Annotated in this window: 12 protein-coding genes; 3 read left to right on the top strand and 9 right to left on the bottom strand. The window is 72.5% G+C overall.

Annotation, left to right across the window (positions count from 1 at the left end):
* Nucleotides 1-102: 102 nt before the first annotated feature.
* Nucleotides 103-414: a chorismate mutase gene (locus IE97_RS0107825; protein WP_030233592.1), complete on the top strand. Its 312-nt coding sequence runs from the start codon at nt 103-105 to the stop codon at nt 412-414.
* Nucleotides 415-820: 406 nt separating this feature from the next.
* Here IE97_RS0107825 and IE97_RS0107830 read toward each other — a convergent pair whose 3' ends face one another.
* Nucleotides 821-1954 (bottom strand): hypothetical protein, encoded by a 1134-nt coding sequence (locus IE97_RS0107830; RefSeq protein WP_030233596.1) that lies wholly within the window; start codon nt 1952-1954, stop codon nt 821-823.
* 214 nt (nt 1955-2168) lie between these two features.
* Here IE97_RS0107830 and IE97_RS42425 point away from each other — a divergent pair, with 214 nt between their 5' ends.
* Complete coding sequence (locus IE97_RS42425; protein WP_030233600.1) at nt 2169-3155, top strand: LAETG motif-containing sortase-dependent surface protein; 987 nt, start codon at nt 2169-2171, stop codon at nt 3153-3155.
* 100 nt (nt 3156-3255) lie between these two features.
* Here the strand turns inward: IE97_RS42425 and IE97_RS0107840 are convergent, their stop codons facing one another.
* From IE97_RS0107840 to IE97_RS0107870, 7 genes are all read right to left on the bottom strand, one after another.
* Nucleotides 3256-5043 (bottom strand): GMC family oxidoreductase N-terminal domain-containing protein, encoded by a 1788-nt coding sequence (locus IE97_RS0107840; protein WP_030233603.1) that lies wholly within the window; start codon nt 5041-5043, stop codon nt 3256-3258.
* Between the two features lie 39 nt (nt 5044-5082).
* Nucleotides 5083-6711 carry a succinic semialdehyde dehydrogenase gene (locus tag IE97_RS0107845; RefSeq protein WP_030233606.1) on the bottom strand — a complete coding sequence of 543 codons (1629 nt, stop codon included), beginning with the start codon at nt 6709-6711 and terminating at the stop codon, nt 5083-5085.
* A gap of 104 nt (nt 6712-6815) precedes the next feature.
* Nucleotides 6816-8459, bottom strand: a complete 1644-nt coding sequence (locus IE97_RS0107850) for a serine/threonine-protein kinase (protein ID WP_051704873.1) — start codon at nt 8457-8459, stop codon at nt 6816-6818.
* A 58-nt stretch (nt 8460-8517) separates the two neighbouring features.
* Complete coding sequence (locus IE97_RS0107855) at nt 8518-9714, bottom strand: serine/threonine-protein kinase (RefSeq protein ID WP_037834798.1); 1197 nt, start codon at nt 9712-9714, stop codon at nt 8518-8520.
* A gap of 92 nt (nt 9715-9806) precedes the next feature.
* Nucleotides 9807-11645, bottom strand: a complete 1839-nt coding sequence (locus IE97_RS0107860) for a serine/threonine-protein kinase (protein ID WP_030233618.1) — start codon at nt 11643-11645, stop codon at nt 9807-9809.
* A 167-nt stretch (nt 11646-11812) separates the two neighbouring features.
* Complete coding sequence (locus tag IE97_RS0107865; RefSeq protein WP_420706062.1) at nt 11813-14329, bottom strand: protein kinase; 2517 nt, start codon at nt 14327-14329, stop codon at nt 11813-11815.
* 123 nt (nt 14330-14452) lie between these two features.
* Complete coding sequence (locus IE97_RS0107870) at nt 14453-16492, bottom strand: serine/threonine-protein kinase (protein ID WP_030233625.1); 2040 nt, start codon at nt 16490-16492, stop codon at nt 14453-14455.
* A gap of 172 nt (nt 16493-16664) precedes the next feature.
* On the opposite strand from IE97_RS0107870, the gene IE97_RS0107875 reads away from it, so the two are divergent.
* Nucleotides 16665-17759 carry a serine hydrolase domain-containing protein gene (locus IE97_RS0107875; protein WP_037844051.1) on the top strand — a complete coding sequence of 365 codons (1095 nt, stop codon included), beginning with the start codon at nt 16665-16667 and terminating at the stop codon, nt 17757-17759.
* Between the two features lie 49 nt (nt 17760-17808).
* Here the strand turns inward: IE97_RS0107875 and IE97_RS0107880 are convergent, their stop codons facing one another.
* Nucleotides 17809-19515, bottom strand: a complete 1707-nt coding sequence (locus IE97_RS0107880) for a glycerol-3-phosphate dehydrogenase/oxidase (RefSeq protein ID WP_030233642.1) — start codon at nt 19513-19515, stop codon at nt 17809-17811.
* Nucleotides 19516-19634: the final 119 nt, after the last annotated feature.

A 19634-nucleotide genomic window follows, 5' to 3' on the forward strand; every position in this document is an offset into this window, starting at 1 on the left:
AAGCGACTTCCCAGGCGCCCCGGGCCGACAAGGCCCGGGGCGTCTGCCGTCGTCGGGGCCTTGCCGGACCGGGGCACCTCCCGACGACGAGGAGCCCCTCCCATGACCGCCACCGAACTGACCGCCACCGGCCCGACCGCCACCGACCTGACCGGCGCCCGTACCGCCGAGGCCGCCGACGTGATCACCGGAGCCCGCGAGCGGATCGACGCGCTCGACGACCGGATCATCGGCCTGATCCAGGAGCGGGCGGCCGTCTCCGCCGTGATCCAGCAGGCACGGATCGGCTCCGGCGGCCGGCGGGTGAACCTCTCCCGCGAGATGGAGGTCCTCGGCCACTACAGGGAGGCGCTGGGCAAGCCGGGCACCGCCCTCGCGATGACCCTGCTGGAGCTGTGCCGCGGCAGGATCTGAACCCGTGTTCGCGGCACAGGAGTACGCCCCCTTCTCACCCGTACGGCGCGTGACCGCCCCCGGACCCCCTCGTTGGTCCCGTTGTCCGTGCCAGCCAGGCGCGGGCCCGAGAGAACCACGCGTGGCTCGCTGGAGTGATGAGACGTACGGATCGTGCCGTGCGTCGTGGGACCTCACTCCAGGAAAGTGACCGGACGGCAGGGGACAGCAGCCCGGTCACCCAAGAGAACGGTCGGCTCCGGGGACGCCCGGGGCCGACCGGCGGACATCGCAGGCCCGACCGTCAGAGGCCGAGACCAGCGGCGCGGCCCCCCGGCGCCGCCTTCCCGGCACCGGTGTTGCCCTGACGTCGGTGCTGACCACACGAAGAGCCCCGCGGCCCATCCCGCGGGGCTCTTCGTTCTGCTCAGATGCGGGTCACCGTCCCGCAGGCCTGGCTCTCGTCGACGCTCCGGCTGCGGTCGTACGGGTCGGTCGTCGGGCCGGCGGGATCGGGCCCCTGGTCCCGGCTCGACGGGAACTTCGGGTGCAGGTAGCCGTCGTGGACGTCGCAGGAGGAGTTGCCGATCTCCTCGTCGTACTTCAGGACGACCAGCCGGCCGGGAGTGGTCCGGTAGCGGGCGGGGTCGGCGAGTTCGACGTCCAGGACGCGGCGGACGATGGTGCGGGTGACCTCGGTGGAACCGTCCGCGCGGCTGACCGGGTAGACGAAGGTGTAGTCGGCGTGCACGGCCACGCCCCCGTGCGAGCCCTTCTCGAACATCATGCGCCCCCGCGTCTTGATCACGTCGCCGACCAGGCGTATCTCGTCGGGGTCGAACCGGCTGAACAGGGTCACCGGGTCGTTGTCCCTGCTGGGTGACCGCAGTGCGGTGTCGAAACGGTCGAGGATCTTCGGCTGCTCGGGGTCCAGCACGGAGAGGGCGCCCTCGGGGCGTTCGCCACGCACCGTCCCCGGGTCGAGGTTGGCGGCGACCAGCAGCTTCTTCGTCAGCTTCAGCGCCTGCTCCACCCGGTCCTTGGAGACCGCTCCTACGGCCTCCGCCTCGGGCGGGACGATGCCGGCCTCGCCGTCGGCCCAGCGCAGCGCCGGCGAACCGGCGAACGGCTCGTCCAGGGTGGGCGTCTCGGCGTCCGACGCCCCGGGCGGGGCGGTCGGTGCGGCCGTCTCGGCGGGCAGGGGTGAGGCTTCGGCGGCCTGGGGTTCACCGATACCGAAGGGGTTGCCGGGCAGCAGCGACGGCTTCAGCGCGACCAACGCCACGGCTACGGCGACGGGCACGCCGAGCACGGCCCACAGCTTGCGGCGCCGGGCGGCGCGTCCGTTCAACTCCGGGGCGGGACCGGTGCGCCACCCAGGAGGCACCTCGCCCCTGGCATCCTGCTCGCGCAGTCTTTCGGTCACCATGCGCGCCCGCGCGGAGGGTTCCTTCGGGGCGGAGGTACGGATGTCCCGCTCGGTGTCGCGGGTGAACTGCTCCCAGACGTCGTCGGGGATCTCCGAGGCCGATGGTTGATCATCGGACGGCTTGTCAGACACGAAGCACACATCTAAGCGAGTGGTAAGCGCCTTCACAAGAAGGTCAAGGATGTGACCCAGCACACATAAGAATCCTGTTAATGCCAGCACAACCATTCACAGGTTTCACTGATCAAACCTGGCGAACCAAGGGCCACACCCGCGCCCCACACGCGGAGGCCTCCCCCAACGTTCGTACCGCAGCCCGCGGTACACCGGACTTTCCGAGGTCTTCATGAAGCTTCGCCGCGCCATGGCAGCAGCGGCCGCCACGGCGGTCATAGCCCCGGTCGCCCTGCTCGCGGCACCGGCCGCGTACGCGACCGACGAGACGTCGCCCACGCCGAGCACGTCCGTGAGCGAGTCCGCTCCCGAGACGTCCGCCTCGCCCTCGCCGTCGGTGACCGAGTCCCAGCCCGAGACGACGCCGACTCCGAGCGCGTCCGTGAGCGAGTCCGCTCCCGAGACGTCGAGCTCGCCCAGCACGTCCGCGAGCCCCTCCTCCCCGGCGCCCAGCGCGTCCGAGCCGGAGGAGTCGGAGTCCCCGGAGCCCGAGCCGTCCGCGTGCAAGGACTCCAAGGTCGACGTCAGCATCACCGGCCTGCCCGGCAAGATCTCGGCGGGCAGCGGCTGGCGCAAGTTCTCGCTGAACGTGCTCAACAACTCCGACTCCACGCTCAACGACCTCGACTTCTTCGCCGGGGCCTCCGCCGACAAGGACGGCGAGGAGCTGTTCACCAGCAAGCAGGTCCAGCTCCAGGCCTGGGACCCCCAGGACAAGATCTGGGTCGACCTCAATGCGGGCGGCTACGCGGTCGGCTACGTCGGCTACACCGACGAGCTGAAGCCCGACTACGAGGTCGACATCCCGCTGCGCCTCAACGTCAAGAAGTCCGCCCCGGTCGGCGCCGGCTTCTCGCTCGGCGCGACCATCTACGGCGACAGCGACGGCGAGTGCACCGGCTTCGGTCAGATCTCCTACAAGTTCCAGATCGTCTCCGCCGGTACGGACACCGAGGGCACCAAGCCGCAGGAAGGCGGCAAGGCGCCCGTCACCGACGAGAAGCCGAGCAGCAACACGCCGGAGGTCACCGGCAACCTCGCCGAGACCGGCTCCAGCTCCGCCCTGCCGATGATCGGCCTCGTCGGTGGTGCCGCGGTCGTCGCCGGTGCCGGTGCGATCTTCGTGGTGCGCCGTCGTAAGGCCGGTGCGGAGGCGTAAGACGCCCCGTAGGGCTTGATCGACCTGAGCTTCACGCAAGAAGAAGAGGGACCTGCGCTCGGAGGGGGGCGCAGGTCCCTCTTCTGTGTGCCAATTTCGGTTACTTCTTCGGCGGCACCGCGGGCATCCCCAGGAACGGCAGCCGCAGCGCGCCGAACGCGTCCGCCGGAACCGCCGGGGACTTGGGCTCGACCGGCTGGAGCCGCTCGTAGGCCGCGCCCTGCACGGGTCGCGGGTCGGGCTCGCCCTTGTTGGGCCAGAACGACATGGCCCGCTCGGCCTGGGCGGTGATGGTGAGGGACGGGTTGACGCCCAGGTTCGCCGAGACCGCGGCGCCGTCGACCACCGAGATACCGGGGTGGCCGTAGAGGCGGTGGTACGGATCGAGCACGCCGGTCTCGCGGGAGGCACCGATCGGGCAGCCGCCCAGGAAGTGGGCCGTCAGCGGGGTGCCCATCAGTTCGCCGACGTTCGAGCCCGCGAAGCCGTTGATCTCGGCGGCGAGGGCCGACGCGCTCTGAGTGGCGGCCTTGATCTGCTTGGGGTTGGGGGCGCCGTGGCCCTGGCGGGCGGTGAGCAGGCCCCGGCCGATTCCCGACGGTTTCAGGTACGTCGTCAGGGAGTTGTCCAGCGACTGCATCACCAGGCCGATGATGGTCCGCTCCGACCAGCGGCGGTTGGACAGGGAACGCAGCACCAGCAAGGGGTGTTTCGCCGCGTGGGCGAGGAAGCCCAGGACCCGTGAGCTGCCCGAGCCGCTGCCGGCGTAGGGGACCTGGAGGATGGACAGGCCGCCCATCGAGTTGGAGCCCCTGCCGTAGCGGACCGGCTCGATGTGGGTGTTCTCGTCGGGGTGGATCGAGGACGTGATGGCCACGCCCCGGGTGAAGTCGGCCTTCGGGGCGCCGTGGGCCTTGCGGTAGCGCCGGTCGTCGGTCTGGGCGCCGACCAGGGCCTCGGAGTTGGTGCGGGTCAGCTCGCCCAGTCTGTCCGAGAGGTACGGCAACTGGCCGCCCGTCTTCATGCGGTGGAGCAGCGTCTGGGTGCCGTACGTGCCGGCGGCGAGGACGACCTTGCGGGCGGTGTAGGTCCGGCCCTTCGCCCCCCGGCGGTCGTCGGTGGGGAGGGTGGCGACCGCGTACCCGCCCCGCGAGTCGTCGGTGACGGAGACGACCGTCGTCAGGGGGTGGACGACCGCTCCGGCCTTCTCGGCGAGGTACAGGTAGTTCTCGTTGAGGGTGTTCTTCGCGCCGTGACGGCAGCCGGTCATGCACTCGCCGCACTCGGCGCAGGCCCTGCGGGCCGGTCCCGCCCCGCCGAAGTACGGGTCGGGCACCTCCTGGCCCGGCTTCGCCTTCGCCGTCCCGTCGGCGTCCTCGCCGTCGCCGAAGAAGACGCCGACCGGGGCGAGGTGGAAGGAGTCGCCGCAGCCCATCCGCTCCGCGGCGGCCTTCAGATGGACGTCGGAGGGGGTCATGGTCGGGTTGAGCCGTACGCCGAGCATGCGACGGGCCTGGTCGTAGTACGGCTTCAGCTCCTCCTGCCAGTCGGTGATGTCCCGCCACTGCGGGTCCTCGAAGAACGGCTCGGGAGGGACGTAGAGGGTGTTGGCGTAGTTGAGGGAACCGCCGCCGACGCCCGCGCCCGCCAGGACCATGACGTTGCCGAGCAGGTGGATGCGCTGGATGCCGTACATGCCGAGTCTCGGCGCCCAGAGGTAGTTCTTCAGGTCCCAGGAGTTCTTGGGGAGGGACTCCCGGGTGAAGCGGCGGCCTGCCTCCAGGACGCCGACGCGGTAACCCTTCTCGGTGAGGCGCAGGGCGGTTACCGAGCCGCCGAAGCCGGAGCCGACGACGATGACGTCGTAGTCGTAAGCGTCCTGAGGCACGTGTTCTCCTCGTTGAGTGTTCCCTGGGAAGAAGGTCGGTTACCGGAACCTCATCGCCTTCATCAGGCGGAGACTCCTGCTCATGAACTCGGCGTACTTCTCGTCGTCCATGCCCAGGGAAGGGGCCATCGGGAGGACTCGCTGGTGGGCGATGGTCTGGGCCTCGGTGTACTTGAGGATGCCCTCGGAGCCGTGGCGGCGGCCGAGGCCGGAGTCCTTCATGCCGCCCATGGGGGCCTGGGCGCTGCCGTAGGCGGGGGCGTAGCCGTCGTTGATGTTGACCGTGCCGGTGCGCAGGCGGGCGGCGACCTCCCGGCCACGGCGGGCGTTCTTCGTCCAGACCGAGGAGTTCAGGCCGTACGCCGTGGCGTTGGCGCGCTCGATGACCTCGTCCTCGTCCTTGAAGCGGTAGACCGAGACGACCGGGCCGAAGGTCTCCTCCGCGCAGACGGACATGTCCGTGCCGACGCCGTCGAGGATCGTGGGCTCGAAGAAGTACGGGCCGATGTCCGGGCGCGCCACACCGCCCGCGAGGACCTTCGCACCCTTGGCGACGGCTTCCTCGACGTGCCGCGTGACGGTCTCCAACTGGCGTTCCCCGACCAGGGATCCCATGTCGGCGCCGTAGGCCAGGGACGTGCCCAGGCGCATGGCCTTCGTGCGGGCGGCGAAGCGCTCCAGGAAGGCGTCCGCGACCGACTCGTGGACGTAGAGCCGCTCGATGGAGATGCAGAGCTGGCCGGCGGAGGAGAAGCAGGCGCGGACCGCTCCGGCCGCGGCCTTCTCGATGTCGGCGTCCTGAAGGACCAGCATGGCGTTCTTGCCGCCGAGTTCGAGGGAGACGCCGACAAGCCGGGCGGCGGCGCCCTGGGCGACCTCGCGGCCGGTGCGGGTGGAGCCGGTGAAGGAGACGTAGTCGGCGTGGCGGACGACCTCGGGGCCGACCACCGGGCCGTCGCCGAGGACGACCTGGAAGACGTCGGCGGGCAGGCCGGCCTCGATGAGCAGGTCACGGGCCCACAGGGCGGTCAGGCAGGTCTCCGTGTCCGGCTTCATGACGACCGCGTTGCCCGCGACGAACGCCGGGAGCGCGTCGCCGACCGACAGCTCCAGGGGGTAGTTCCAGGGGGCGATCTGACCCACGACGCCGCGCGGGTGGCGCAGTTCGGTGACCTTGGTGAGGGTCGGCATGGCGCCGGCGTGCCGCTTGGGGCGGAGGTAGGCGGGGGCCTTGCGGCCGTAGTGCCGGGCGGCGACCGCGACGGCCTGGACCTCCTCGTGGGCGTGCAGCCGGGCCTTGCCGGTCTCCAGCTGGATCAGGTCGAGCACCTCGGCCTGGCGCTCCAGCAGCAGGTCGTGGAAGCGGAGCAGGACGGCGGCGCGCTGCCGTACGGGGGTCTGGGCCCACACGGCCTGGGCGGCGCGGGCCGTGTCGAAGGCCTTCGCCACGTCCTCGGGCGTCGACTCGGGGAGGTCGGCCAGCTTCTCACCGCTGAACGGCGTGTGGTTGGCCGTCCGTCCGGAGCCGGCCACGCCCTTGGTGAGCTGGGCGACCAGCTCGGGGGTGACCACGTCGGCGGCGGTGCGGGCGCCCTGAGGGGCGGGGGCGAGGGGGTTGGTGCCGGCCTGTGCCGTGCCGGGCTTCTCCGGGGCGTGCGCGTCCGTCATGGAGCGCAGGGTATGCCGCGGCGGAGCCTTTGGGTACCCGTCGGTAATACGGCTTCACGGAGTACACACACGCCGCCAGTGGCTGCTGGCAACGAATGGCCTGATCAGGGCGTTGTTCGGTGGCCAGTTGGTGTGATTCGGCCTTTTACCATCCCGAGCCGGTCCCGGGCGCCCCGGAACACCGAGGTGCCCTCCCTCTCCTCCGGCGTGCCCTTGGGCATGTCGACGCGCAGTTCGTACATGCGCTCGTCGTCGGTGCGGATCACCGCCCGCATGACCCGCCTGGGGGCTCCGTCACGCTGGTGCACGGTGTCGGCGAGGGCGGCTTCGTGGCCCTGGACGGTGGTGCGGGTGGGCCGTGGGTGCGCCTTCCCGGCCTGGTCCATCGGCGAGCCGGGGGCCTTGTCCCAGACAAGGAGGCGGACCTGGACCGTGCCGCCCCGTTCGTCGCCGTAGAGCGCCGTGCGGGGCTGGTCGGTCGCACTGCCCGACCTGTCGAGCGGGCGGTAGTGGCGCGGGAGGTGGAGCACGGCCGCCATGTCCGGCTCGGGATGCGGGATCCAGGTGTCCGTTGCCCCGGCGGCCTGTTCGGCGGACTCAGCGCTGCCGGTGCCGTCGAGATGGGTGGCGGCCCCTACGCCACCGGCCAGCAGCGCGCTGAGGAGGGCGAGGGGTGCGGGGTGCAGGAGGCTGTGGCGTTTCGGCGGCTCCGGTGGCCCGTCGGCCACGTCCGCGTGTGTTCCAGGGCCGGGGCCGGGGCCGGAGCCGGACTCCTCCGCCGGCTTCCCGGCTTCTTCGGCCTCTTGACCTCCCGTGGATATCTCTTCCGCGGGCGCGAGGGGCAGTGGTCCCGCCACCGCCTCCAGCTCCCTCATGACCTCCTCGGCGTCCGGCCGCCGTTCGGGGTCCGGCGTCAACAGTCGTGCGATCAGCGGCCCGAGGGGCCCTGCCTGCCGTGGCTGAGGCGACTCGGCGGCGGGGCTCGCGGCGGCCGGGGTGGACCGGGGCGCCGTACGGCGGAACGGCGTCTCGCCCTCGATGGCGGCGTACAGCAGGACGCCCAGCGACCACAGGTCGGAGGCGGGCCCGGCGATACGGCCGGACATCCGCTCCGGAGCGACGAACTCCGGCGAACCGCCGAACGCCCCGTCCGCGGTGGGGGCCTCCCCCCGCACCTGGGCGATGCCGAAGTCCGTGACGACGACCCGCTCGTCCGGGCCCAGCAGGACGTTGGCGGGTTTCAGGTCCCGGTGCACGATGCCCACGGAGTGCGCGGCGTGCAGGGCACCGAGGACGGCAAGCCCGATACGGGCCGCTTCCCGCGGGTCGACAGGGCCGCGCCGGAGTCTCTCGTGCAGCGACTCGCCCCGCACCAACTCCATGACGATCCAAGGGAGTCCGTCGAGCATCTCGGTCGCGTCGAGCTCGTCGGGGCCTTGGAGACCCAGGCGTTCGCCCTGCTGTACCGGCTCGACGACCACGTCGTGGACGGTGACGGCGGCGGGATGGTCGACCCGGGCGGCGGCGCGGGCCTCGCGGTACAGCCGGTGCGCCGCCCGGCGATGGCTGTCGTCCTCCGGGTCACCCGGCAACCGGGGCTGCCTGACGGCGACTTCGCGCCGCACGAGCTCGTCGTGCGCCCACCAGACGGTGCCCGACCCGCCGGAACCGATGCGCTCGACCAGCCGGTACCGCCCGCCGACCATCCGGCCCTGGACAACGCCTGTTCCGCCCCCGTCGTTACTCATGACCCATCAGTACCCCGCAAAACGGGGCCTTGTCGAAGCGAGTTGCCGCCGGGTGCGGTCAGGGAGAGGCCGAGCCGGTGACGGTCGTGGGCACGGGAGTGCTCGGAGTGCGTGTGCCCTGGGCGGACGGTCCGGCCGTGGACGTCCGGGGCGCGGAACTCGGCGGCGTGCGGCCACCTTCCCCGCCGCCCTCGTCCATGAGCAGCGCCGCCGCCGACACACCGGCCCCGGCCATCGCGGCGACCAGCAGCGCCGCCACGAGCACGCGCCGTCCGGGCTGGCGGAAGAACGGTTCGTCCTGGTGGTCCGGGCCGGGCACACCCACCGGCGCCGGCGGTTCGCGATCAGTGACGTCCTGGGATCGTCCACCGTGCGCGTCCCGTTCCACCGGCGCGTACCCGGGCGGCGCAACCCCCGGCGTACGCCCCGTGTCGAGGAACGCCCGGAGCATCCTCTCCGCCCGGTCCGCGTCCAGCCGCCGGTCCGGATCGCGTTCCAGCAGGCCCTGTACGACGGGCAGGAGCGGCGCGGCCTCGGCGGGTGGCCGGATGTCGCCGACGACGACCGCGTGCAGGATGCCGCCCAGCGAGTCGCGGTGGAACGGCGACTCGCCGCTGAGGGCCGCGCACATCAGCGCGCCCAGCGACCACAGGTCGGACTCGGGGCCCGTCCTGGCCCCGGACATCCGCTCGGGCGCGGTGTACTCGGGCGAGCCGACGAAGGAGCCGTTCTCGGTGAGTGTGGGAGCCCCGGCGACCTGGGCGATGCCGAAGTCGGTGAGGACGACCCGGTCGGTGCCGGCCTCCAGCAGCACGTTGTCGGGCTTGAGGTCGCGGTGCAGGACCCCGGCCGCGTGGGCGGCACGCAGCGCGCCGAGCAGGTCGACGGCGATGCGGGCGGCTTCGGCGGCGTCGACCGGACCATGGCCGGCGATACGGTCGGCGAGCGAGCCGCCCTCGATCAGCTCCATGACGATGTAAGGGCGTTCGTCGTCCTCGACGACATCGTGGACGACGATGATGTGCGGGTGGCTGAGCTGGGCGACGGCCCGGGCCTCGCGCAGCGTACGGTCCCGCTGCCGGCGTGCGTCCGCCGCGGAGAGCGTCTCGTCGAGGGGGAGCTCCTTGACGGCCACGCCCCGGCCGAGCAGCTGGTCGGTCGCCCGCCAGACCACGCCCATGCCACCACGCCCGAGTCTGGCCTCGAGCCGGTAGCGGCCCGCGATGACACGCGTGTTGTGTCTCTCGGTCCCCATGCGGCCATCATGCCCCACCGGACGGACCGGCTCCGGGGCGCCGACGCGCGGGTGGCCGAAACAGACAGTCCCTCGTCAGGAGTGCCGCCGGGTCAGGGGGTCTTCTCGTGCCAGCCCTGCAGCAGCGACGTGAACTGCTTGCGTGCCTCGGCCCAGTCCCGGGCGGGTGACGACATGTAGAGCGCGTACTCGGTGCCGTCGCGGGCGACGTACGTCTCCTCGATGGCCCGGCGTGGACCGGGGAACCTCGTGTCCTTCGCCTGCGCGGTCCAGGTGTACTCCCACTGAGCGCCTTCCCGGTCACGGTAGACGTTGCGCTCGAGGGTGACCCGCTGGTAGTCGACCAGCCGCTGGAGCTGCTGTTCCAGGTCGAGCTGGTGGGCGTATGGGTCGGCGAAGTCCGGGGAGGTGTCGACGGCGATCCGGACGAAGTGCCGGCCGCCGTCGGGCGTGTAGTCGATCTGCTTGAGCTCGCCCTCCCCGTCGTAGACCTTGCGCTTCCAGCCCTTGGGCAGGTAGAGGCTGAAACCCGCGGGGTCGTCGTGGCGGGTCCAGCTGGCGGGAACCGTTCCCCCCGGCCGCTGCGCGCTCGCGGAACTCGGCGAGCCGGAGGGGCCGGCCTGCGGCTGGTGGTCCCGGTCGAACCGCTGGAGCACCACCGCGGTGCCGCCGCCGATGATGGCCGCGAGGGCGACGACCAGGGCGAGGCTCCGAAGCCGGCGGCGCCGGCCCGGGCCGGCCGGCTGGGCACCCGTCGCCGTCGGGCCGACCGTGGTGGGGCCGGTCACCTGGGGCACGGGGCCCGAAGCCGTCGCAGTGCCGCTCAGGTGGGTACCGGTCGTCGGCGTCCCCGCCGCCGGGGTGCCGGCCAGCGGCGGGAGGGGCGTCCCGGTGTGCGATCCCGACCCGGTGCCGAGCGTGCCCGTGCCGACCGCACCGGCACCGGCCGTACCCGTACCGGCCGCGCCGGCGCCCGCCGTACCCGTACCGGCCGTACCCGTACCGGCCGTACCCGTACCGGCCGTACCCGTACCGGCCGTACCCGTGCCGCTGTGGACGTTCCGGTACGGCGTTCCTCCGTACTGCGTCGGCACATACGCCTGCGCCCCGCTCGGCCGCCGCCCCTCCGCCGCCTCGGCGAGCATCTGCTCGGCCTCGGAGACGTCGGGCCGGGTGGCCGGGTCCTTGCGCAGCAGGGCCGTGATGACGGGTGTGAGCGGACCGGCGTGCCGCGGCTCGGCGGCTTCCTCCTCGACCACGGCCTGCATGGTGGTCAGCGGTGTGGTCCGGCGGAACGGCGAGCGGCCCTCGACCGCCGTGTAGAGCGTCGCGCCGAGCGCCCACAAGTCGGAGGACGGGCCCGGGTCGTGGCCGCGCACACGCTCGGGCGCCAGGTAGTCGACCGAGCCGACGACCTCTCCGGTCCGGGTGATGGTCGTGTCGCCCTCGATCTGGGCGATGCCGAAGTCGGTGAGCAGGACCCGTCCGTCCCGGCCGAGGAGAACGTTGCCCGGTTTGATGTCGCGGTGCAGGACGCCGGCGGTGTGCGCGGCGCGCAGGGCCCGCAGCACCCAGAGGCCGACGCGCGCCGCCTCGCGCGGTTCGACGCGCCCCTCCTCCTTGACCGCGTCAGCCAGGGAGCGGCCCTCGACCAGCTCCATCACGATCCAGGGGCGGCCGTCGTGCTCCAGCACGTCGTGCACGGTGACGACCGCGGAGTGGTTGATCCGCGCGGCGGCCCGCGCCTCGGCCCGGGTGCGCGCCAGCAGGATCGCCTGCTCGCTCTCGGAGACGTAGAGGGCTGCCGTCAACTCCTTGATGGCGACGGACCGGTGCAGCACCTCGTCATGGGCGCGCCACACCCGGCCCATGCCGCCGCTGCCGATGGAGTCGGCGAGCCGGTAGCGGCCCGCGACGAGCTGGCCCTGCATCTGATTCACGTTGCCCCGCAATGGTCTTGACAGGGTCAGCGTAAGGACCTGCCCTCCCTCAGGGAACAAGCGGGGTGCCACGGTGACCGCACTGTGACGGTTGTCGTCTGCCGGGACGGGAGGCGACCAGCTGTTGAACTACCGCGTACCGTCGGCGCGCCGGATGCTCAGCGGGTCGCCTTGTAGGTCGCCGCCGCCTGCTCGTACAGCCTTGTCACCTCGTCCCGTTCGGCCTCCGGACCGCGCAGCTGGACCACGTGGTACCGCCCGTCGACGAGCATCGCGAGGTTGCGCACGTACAGTTCGCCCCCGTCGGCGCCGGTCCAGGTGAACTGTCCCTCGGCCATGGTCCGTCCGCCGACCTGGATCGTCTTCAGCCCGGTGGAGGTGGCCCAGCTGGAGTCGCGGTAGGGCTGCAGCTCGCGTTCCCTCTCCCGCTGGTATGCCATCGGATCGCTGCCGTACTCCGACGCGCTGTCCCGGCCGGGCACGACGATGAGCTCGAAGTCGCCCTTGGCGTAGACGACCTGGCCGCTCGCGTTCCGCGGGGTGCGGTCCCAGCCCTTGGCGACGGCGACCTGGAAGCCCGCCGAGTCCTTGCGCAGGGTGAAGCCCCCGGCGATCTCGGGGCCGGTGGTCTGCGTCTCGGTGGAACCGGTCGAGCTCGACGGGCTCCCCTCCGGCTCGGGCGACGTCTGGTCGGGCCGGGGCTCGCTGCTCGCGTCCGGCTCGGGCGCCTGGCTGACCTCACCGGCGGCCCCGGTCCGGTCCGTGCCGTTGGCGCCGTCGGTCCCCGACTTGGGCATGAAGAGCATGGCGTAGGCGATCGCCGCGGCCATCGCGAGCAGGACGAGCAGGAGCAGGGTGCGGCCGAGGCGGTGCGGCGACCGGGACTCCTTGGCCCGCTTGTGCCGCCCGTGGTGCGCGGGCAGCCCGGCCCGCCGCCTGCGCACGAGCTCGCCCCGGCGGCGTACGACGGGCAGCCGGCTCGCGTCGGCGGGGGGCGCGGCGACGACGTGCACACCGGCCTCCGGCTCGGGCGCCGACCGTACGAGCGAGCGCAGCCAGCCGCGCAGTTCCTCGAAGTCGGGGCGTTCGGTGGGGTCCTGGCGCAGCAGCGACTCCACGACCGGCCTGAGCGGCCCGCACTCCTCGGCGTACGCGGGCGGTTCGGCGCACACCATCTGCACCAGTTCGGCCGTCGACTCCTCCGGGTAGGGTGCGTGCCCCTGTACGGCCCGGAAGAGCAGCGCGCCGAGCGCCCACAGGTCGGTCGCGGGACCGATCGGCGCGGCCAGCTGCCAGTTCTCGTGCACGGGCCCGGCCTGCTCCGGTGCCCAGCGTTCCGTCACGGGCCCCACCACGGCCATCCGCGCCTGCCGCGCCCGCTCGGCGGCGAGCGCCGTGGCCGGGCCGCGCCGGGGTGCGGGGGTGTGGGCGACCAGGTCGTCCCACCGGGTGGGCGACTCCTGGTCGGTGGTGTCCGAGGCCGGGGGGAGGGCCGCTTGCTCCTGACTCCGTGGCGCGGGCCCGCCCCGCGGTGTGGCGCCGTGCCAGGCGGTCGTCCCGGGGGCGCCGCGCACGCCGTAGGGGTCGGCTATCTGTCCCGGCGGGCCACCGGACCCCGTGCCCTGCCCCGGGACGTACGGCGACTGGGCCGAGCCGCTGCCGTACGGCGCGGGCCCGTTGTCCGGGGCGGGACGGGCACCGGGCAGCGCCCGGTCGCTCTGCTGTGCCTCCTGCACCCGGGCGGCGGCCCGGGCACCCGCCCGGTATGCCGCGATGGCCCCGGCCCGCGCGGCCCGTGGGTCATCGCTGTCGTCCGCGTTCCGTCGGGCCGGGACGGCTGGGCCCCCACCCGCCGTGCCGCTCCCGGATCCCGGCAGCCCCCGGGACTCGCGGGCCTCGATGGCGGCACGCCGCGCGGCCTCGGGGTCGGCCGAACCAGCCACGCCGCCCGGGCCACCGACGCCGTTGACCGGCCCGGAGGGAACGCTCTCCGTACCCGTCCCCTGTCCGCCGGGCTCGTCGAAGGCGGGGACCGGAACCGGGTCGTATCCGCACAGCGCCTCCTCCGCCGCGCCCACCGCCAGCCCGGTCAGCATGACCCGGCCGTCGTCGCAGACGAGCACCGTCCGGGCGGTGACGTTGCGGTGCACCCAGCCATGGGCGTGCAGCACCCGCAACGCCATGAGTACGTCGGAGGCCACCTCGGCCGCCCGGTACGGCGTCAGCGGCTTCTCGGCGAGCAGCGCCGCCAGCGGGCGAGCGGCCACCAGCTCGCTGACGATCCACAGCGAACCACCCTCGGCGAACACGTCGAAGACCTGGTCGAGTCGCGGATGGTCGGGAATGGCCGCCGCGGCCTGGGCGGCCTCGACCGCGCGCCGTACCACCGGATCCGTGGGCCGACGGGTGCCCGGACGCCCGCCGGGCCGCCGCGCGCCGGCGTCACGTGCCGTGAATCCGTCGGGCAGCCCTTCCGCGTCGAGGACCTCCGCCTCGACCACCTCCGGCAACGGCACCTGCCTGACCAGGACTTCCTGACCGCTGTAGGTGTCGAAGGCCCGGCTCTCGGTGAGTTCGTACTCGTCGGACGGCGGAAGCGGCAGGCGGTAGCGGTCGGCGAGAACCCGTCCCGCGTAGTCGTCCACGATGCCTCCCCCGGCAGCCTGGTCGGTCACATCCGTTCGCCCCACGGTCCGTTCCGGCTGCGCACGGTCCGTAAATATTCACGATACGTGCCGCAGGCAACCCACATCGTGAGGATGCCAGATCTGGCTCCCCAAACCCGGGAGCGCTCATGCTCAGGACTTGGGTTCGAAGGTCTTCGTCAGCGTCCGCCACGTCTGCTTGCGCAGCTGACCGTCCCAGTCGGCCGCCTTCGCCGTGTACATCAGCGCGTAGCCCTGCCGGTCGTCGACGACGAAACCGCGGTCTATGGTCCGGTACTTGGTGCCGCCCTCGACATAGGTGAACTCCCAGTCGGCTGTGTTCCAGCCGCGGTAGTCCACCTCCTCTATGCGGATCTTCTTGTACTGCGCGCGCTGCATGTAGCGCTCCTGGTTCTTCCAGTCCGCCACCGGGTCGCCCTTGGGCGTGGACGTCCAGGCGATGAGCAGCTTCTGCCCGTCGGGCCCGGTGAACCGGTCGCCCGCGGCGCCGGTGGACTGGTACCTCCACCCCTTGGGGAGTCCGATGGAGTAGCCCTGGCTGCCCTGGTGCGTCGACTGTGCCGCGGTGCCCTTCCCGGCGGCTCCGCCGTCCGCGGCTCCCGAGGAGCCGCCCGTCGGCGTGGGGTTCGAGGCGGGGCCGGACGGCGCGGGCTGCTTCGCCGTGCTGTCGGTGCGTGTGCTGTCGCTCTCGTCGCCCTTGGTGTCGGCGCTGCCCGAGGCGGTGGCGACGGTCTTTCCGCCGCTCTCGCCGGGTGCGGCTCCCTTCGAGCCCTTGCCGTCCCCGCTGAACGCGATGGCGAGCACGGTTCCTATCACGGCGAGCGCCACGACCACCGCGATGATCATCAGGGTGCGCCGCGGCACCACGTCGGTGAGCGGCGCCCTCGGCGCGGGCCTCGGCGGCAGGTCCGGCGGCGGCACCACGGGCCATCCCGAACTCCGCCCCCCGGGCGCCGCCTTGGTCCCCTGCCCGTTCCGCTCACCGGCCCCGGCAGCCGCCCCTGCGGCCGGCCCCGTGCCCGGCTTCTTCGACGCGGACGCTCCCGAGTCTCCGGCCGGGGTCGTCTCGTCGTCCGGCCCGGAGGAGGCCGTTTCCTCGTCCGGCTCGGTGCGGGCGGCGGCCGACGCCCCGGCCGTCCCCGCCGCGGCCTTGCGCACGGAACGCAACGCCCCGCGCAACCGCTCGCCGGCCTCCTCGCCCCGCTTGCCCTTGACCCCCGCCGAACTGCCCTTGCCCGAGGACTCGTCCGGCTGGGCCGGCAACGGCACCACCTTCGTCGCGTCCATCGGCTCCGGCTCGTCCGGCTCGGCCGAGCGCAGGACCGAGTTCAGCATCGCGCGGGCGCCCGCGTCGTCGAGCCGCTTGGCGGGATCCTTGGTGAGCAGACCGTGGATGACGTCCTTCAGCGGGCCCGCGTTCTTGGGCTCCTCCAACGGCTCGGTCATCACCGCCGTCAGAGTCGCTATGGCCGACCCCTTGTCGTACGGCGGAGCGCCCTCCACCGCCGCGTACAGCAGACCGCCGAGCGACCACAGGTCGGCCGCCGGGCCCGGCTTGTGCCCGCGCGCCCGCTCCGGGGAGATGTAGGAGGGCGCGCCCACGAGCATGCCGGTCGAGGTGATGGACGGGTCGCCCTCGACCTGGGCGATCCCGAAGTCGGTGAGCACGACCCGGCCGTCCTCGGCGATCAGCACGTTCGACGGCTTCACGTCGCGGTGCAGGATGCCCTCGCGGTGCGCGGACCGCAGCACGTCCAGGACGGCGAGCCCGACCTCCGCGGCCCGCTTGGGCTCGAGCAGGCCGTCCTCCCGGATGACCTCGGCGAGCGACTTGCCCTCGACGAGCTCCATCACGATCCAGGGGCGGTCGTCCTCCTGGACGACGTCGAAGACCGTCACGGCGCTCTTGTTGCGGATCCGTGCGATGGCCTTGGCCTCGCGCAGTGTCCGCGTGATCAGCCGCCGCTTCTCCTCCTCGTCGATGTTCGACGGGAACCGCAGCTCCTTGACGGCGACCGTGCGCCCCAGGGTCTCGTCCTGGGCCCGCCACACCGTGCCCATGCCTCCGCGGCCGAGCACGTCGCCCAGCCGGTAACGCCCCGCGAGGAGACGCTCCCTGTTGTCCTGACGAGTGTCCTGACGAGATGTGCCCGCCCGCTCCGCCTCCGACATGCGTCCCCTCATACAACCCGCCCTGACAGAGTCTCCATTGTCTCTCACCCGACAAGTGCCCAGCGCCCAGGGGCCCCCTGCCGCCCCCGCGCGGTCCGGCCCCGACGGGAACCCGGGTGCGTCCCGCCTCGCGCCACCCTGCATGATGGGCCCCGAACTGGGAGGAGCCCGCATGCCGCCGTTTCGGACATTGCCGGCCCTGCCCGTGGCAGTCGCCCTCCTCGGACTGCCCCCGGCCGACTCCTCGGCCCTCTCGCCGCCGCCCGCGGACGCGGTGCTCCCCCTGCTGGTGCCCCGGGACGCGGAAACCGCCGCGGCCCTCCTGACCCGGGAGGGAACCGCCACCCGCTATGCCCACGCCGGGCAGGGAATCGCCCGGTCGGACCACTTCCGCGCCGGCAGCGTCACGAAGACGTTCATCGCGACGGTCGTGCTGCAACTGGCGGCCGAGCACCGGCTGTCACTGTCCGACACGGTCGAGCAGCATCTGCCCGGCCTGGTGCGGGGCGCGGGCAACGACGGCCGCTCGCTGACCCTGCGCTCCCTGCTCACCCACACCAGCGGCCTGTACGACTTCACCGCGGACACCGGCGGAACCGCACCCGTCACACCCCGTCAGGCCGTACGCATCGCCCTCACCCACCCTCCGGCCGAACTCGGCCGCTTCTCCTACTCGAACACCAACTACGTCCTGCTCGGCCTGGTCATCCGGCAGGTCACCGGCCGCTCGTACGCCACCGAGGCCGAGCGCCGCATCCTCACTCCGCTGCGTCTGACGGGCACCTCCTTCCCCGGCTCCCGCTCCTCCCTGCCCTCCCCGCATGGCCGCGCCTACGCCGCCGACGGAACCGACGTCACCGAACTCGACCCGCGGGTGGCCGGCGCCGCGGGCGAGCTGGTGACCACACTCGCCGATCTGGACCGCTTCTACGCGGCCCTGCTGGGCGGCCGTCTGCTGCCCCCGCGCTGGCTGCGCGAGATGCGCGACACCCGTGCGGCCCACGGCGCGTACGGCATGGGGCTGCTGCCCGAAAAACTTCCGTGCGGCACCACGGTGTGGGGGCACAACGGACACATATCCGGCAGCTACGTGCGCACCGCAGCCACCGTCGACGGCCGGCGTGTCCTCACCTTCCGCGTGAACACGGACGCGATCGCGGACCCCGGGCTCGAACCCGCGGTGCTCGCCGCCGAGTTCTGCCCCCGCACCTCGCAGAACGACCGGGTTCCGAACGAAGATCCCGCTTCACGACACTCGTTCGAGTGACGTCCGGGGAGCCCGCGCAGGAACCCGGTCAGCACGCCCGACAACTCGTCTAGAGCGGCACGATGTCCGGCGCCCCCAACCGCGCCGCATCCGCCGTCAGGTCGTCCGGCTGGCGCTGCGACTCCCGTTCGGCCTCGACCCGCTTCTCGTAGTGCTGGACCTCGCGCTCGATCTGGTCCTTGTCCCAGCCGAGGACCGGTGCCATCAGCCCGGCCGCGTCGCGGGCACTGCGCGTGCCCCGGTCGAAGGTCTCGATCGAGATGCGGGTCCGCCGGGTCAGCACGTCGTCCAGGTGCCGCGCCCCCTCGTGCGAGGCCGCGTACACGATCTCGGCGCGCAGGTAGTCGTCGGCCGCCGGCAGGGGCTCACCCAGCGACGGGTCGTCGGCGATGAGCTCGAGCACCTCCTCGGCCATCGCCCCGTACCGGTTCAGCAGATGTTCGACCCGCACCACATGGAGCCCGGTCCGGGCGGCTATCCGCGCCCGCGCGTTCCACAGCGCCCGGTAGCCCTCGGCGCCCAGCAGCGGGACGTCCTCGGTGACGCACTCGGCGACCCGCATGTCGAGCCCGTGCACCGCCGCGTCCACCGCGTCCTTGGCCATGACCCGGTACGTGGTGTACTTGCCGCCCGCCACGACGACCAGCCCGGGCACGGGATGCGCCACGGTGTGCTCGCGCGACAGCTTGCTGGTGGCGTCCGACTCACCCGCGAGGAGGGGCCGCAGACCGGCGTACACGCCCTCGACGTCGTCCCTGGTGAGGGGCACGGCGAGTACCGAGTTCACATGCTCCAGCAGGTAGTCGATGTCCGCGCTGGACGCGGCCGGGTGCGCTTTGTCGAGGTCCCAGTCGGTGTCGGTCGTCCCGACGATCCAGTGCCGGCCCCAGGGGATGACGAACAGCACGGACTTCTCCGTGCGCAGGATAAGCCCGGTCGTGGAGTGGATGCGGTCGCGCGGCACGACCAGGTGGATGCCCTTGGACGCCCGGACGTGGAACTGGCCGCGCTCACCGACCATGGCCTGTGTGTCGTCCGTCCACACGCCGGTGGCGTTGACGACCTGCTTGGCGCGGACCTCGTACTCCCCGCCCCCCTCGACGTCCTGCACCCGCGCGCCGACGACCCGCTCACCCTCGCGCAGGAAGCTCGTCACGCGGGCACGGTTGGCCGCCTGCGCCCCGTACGCCACCGCCGTGCGCACCAGGGTCGCCACGTAGCGGGCGTCGTCCATCTGGGCGTCGTAGTACTGCAAGGCCCCGACCAGCGCGTCCTTCTTCAAGCAGGGCGCCACGCGCAGGGCGTGAGAGCGGGTCAGGTGGCGGTGCGTGGGCAGGCCCCGGCCATGGCCGCGCGCCATGGACATGGCGTCGTACATCGCCACGCCCGACCCCGCGTACAGACGCTCCCAGCCCTTGTGCTGCAACGGGTACAGGAACGGCACGGGCTTCACCAGATGCGGGGCGATCCGCTCCAGCAGCAGGCCGCGTTCCTTGAGGGCCTCCCGGACGAGCGCGAAGTCGAGCATCTCCAGGTAGCGAAGGCCGCCGTGGATCAGCTTACTGGACCGGCTGGAGGTCCCCGACGCCCAGTCCCGCGCCTCGACCAGGCCCGTGGACAGGCCCCGGGTCACGGCGTCGAGGGCGGTGCCCGCACCGACCACGCCCGCGCCCACCACCAGCACGTCCAGTTCGCGCTCGGCCATAGATGCGAGTGACTCGGCGCGCTGCGCCGGCCCGAGTGTCGCTGTCCTCACCGCTGCCTCCCGCTCATCGGTCGCGCCGGCCGCACCCGTCGGGTGAGACCCCGTCCGTATCCCCCATGCCCAAATTCTGACCGGGTTGCCCGATCTCAGCCACCACGGGCCGACAGCCT

Source organism: Streptomyces sp. NRRL S-455, assembly GCF_000717875.1.
Taxonomy (GTDB): Bacteria; Actinomycetota; Actinomycetes; order Streptomycetales; family Streptomycetaceae; genus Streptomyces.

Coding starts and splice junctions, on each gene's coding strand:
- IE97_RS0107825 (WP_030233592.1), top strand. CDS start 103: ATGACCGCCACCGAACTGACCGCCACCGGCCCGACCGCCACCGACCTG.
- IE97_RS42425 (WP_030233600.1), top strand. CDS start 2,169: ATGAAGCTTCGCCGCGCCATGGCAGCAGCGGCCGCCACGGCGGTCATA.
- IE97_RS0107845 (WP_030233606.1), bottom strand. CDS start 6,711: ATGACGGACGCGCACGCCCCGGAGAAGCCCGGCACGGCACAGGCCGGC.
- IE97_RS0107850 (WP_051704873.1), bottom strand. CDS start 8,459: ATGAGTAACGACGGGGGCGGAACAGGCGTTGTCCAGGGCCGGATGGTC.
- IE97_RS0107855 (WP_037834798.1), bottom strand. CDS start 9,714: ATGGGGACCGAGAGACACAACACGCGTGTCATCGCGGGCCGCTACCGG.
- IE97_RS0107860 (WP_030233618.1), bottom strand. CDS start 11,645: ATGCAGGGCCAGCTCGTCGCGGGCCGCTACCGGCTCGCCGACTCCATC.
- IE97_RS0107870 (WP_030233625.1), bottom strand. CDS start 16,492: ATGTCGGAGGCGGAGCGGGCGGGCACATCTCGTCAGGACACTCGTCAG.
- IE97_RS0107875 (WP_037844051.1), top strand. CDS start 16,665: ATGCCGCCGTTTCGGACATTGCCGGCCCTGCCCGTGGCAGTCGCCCTC.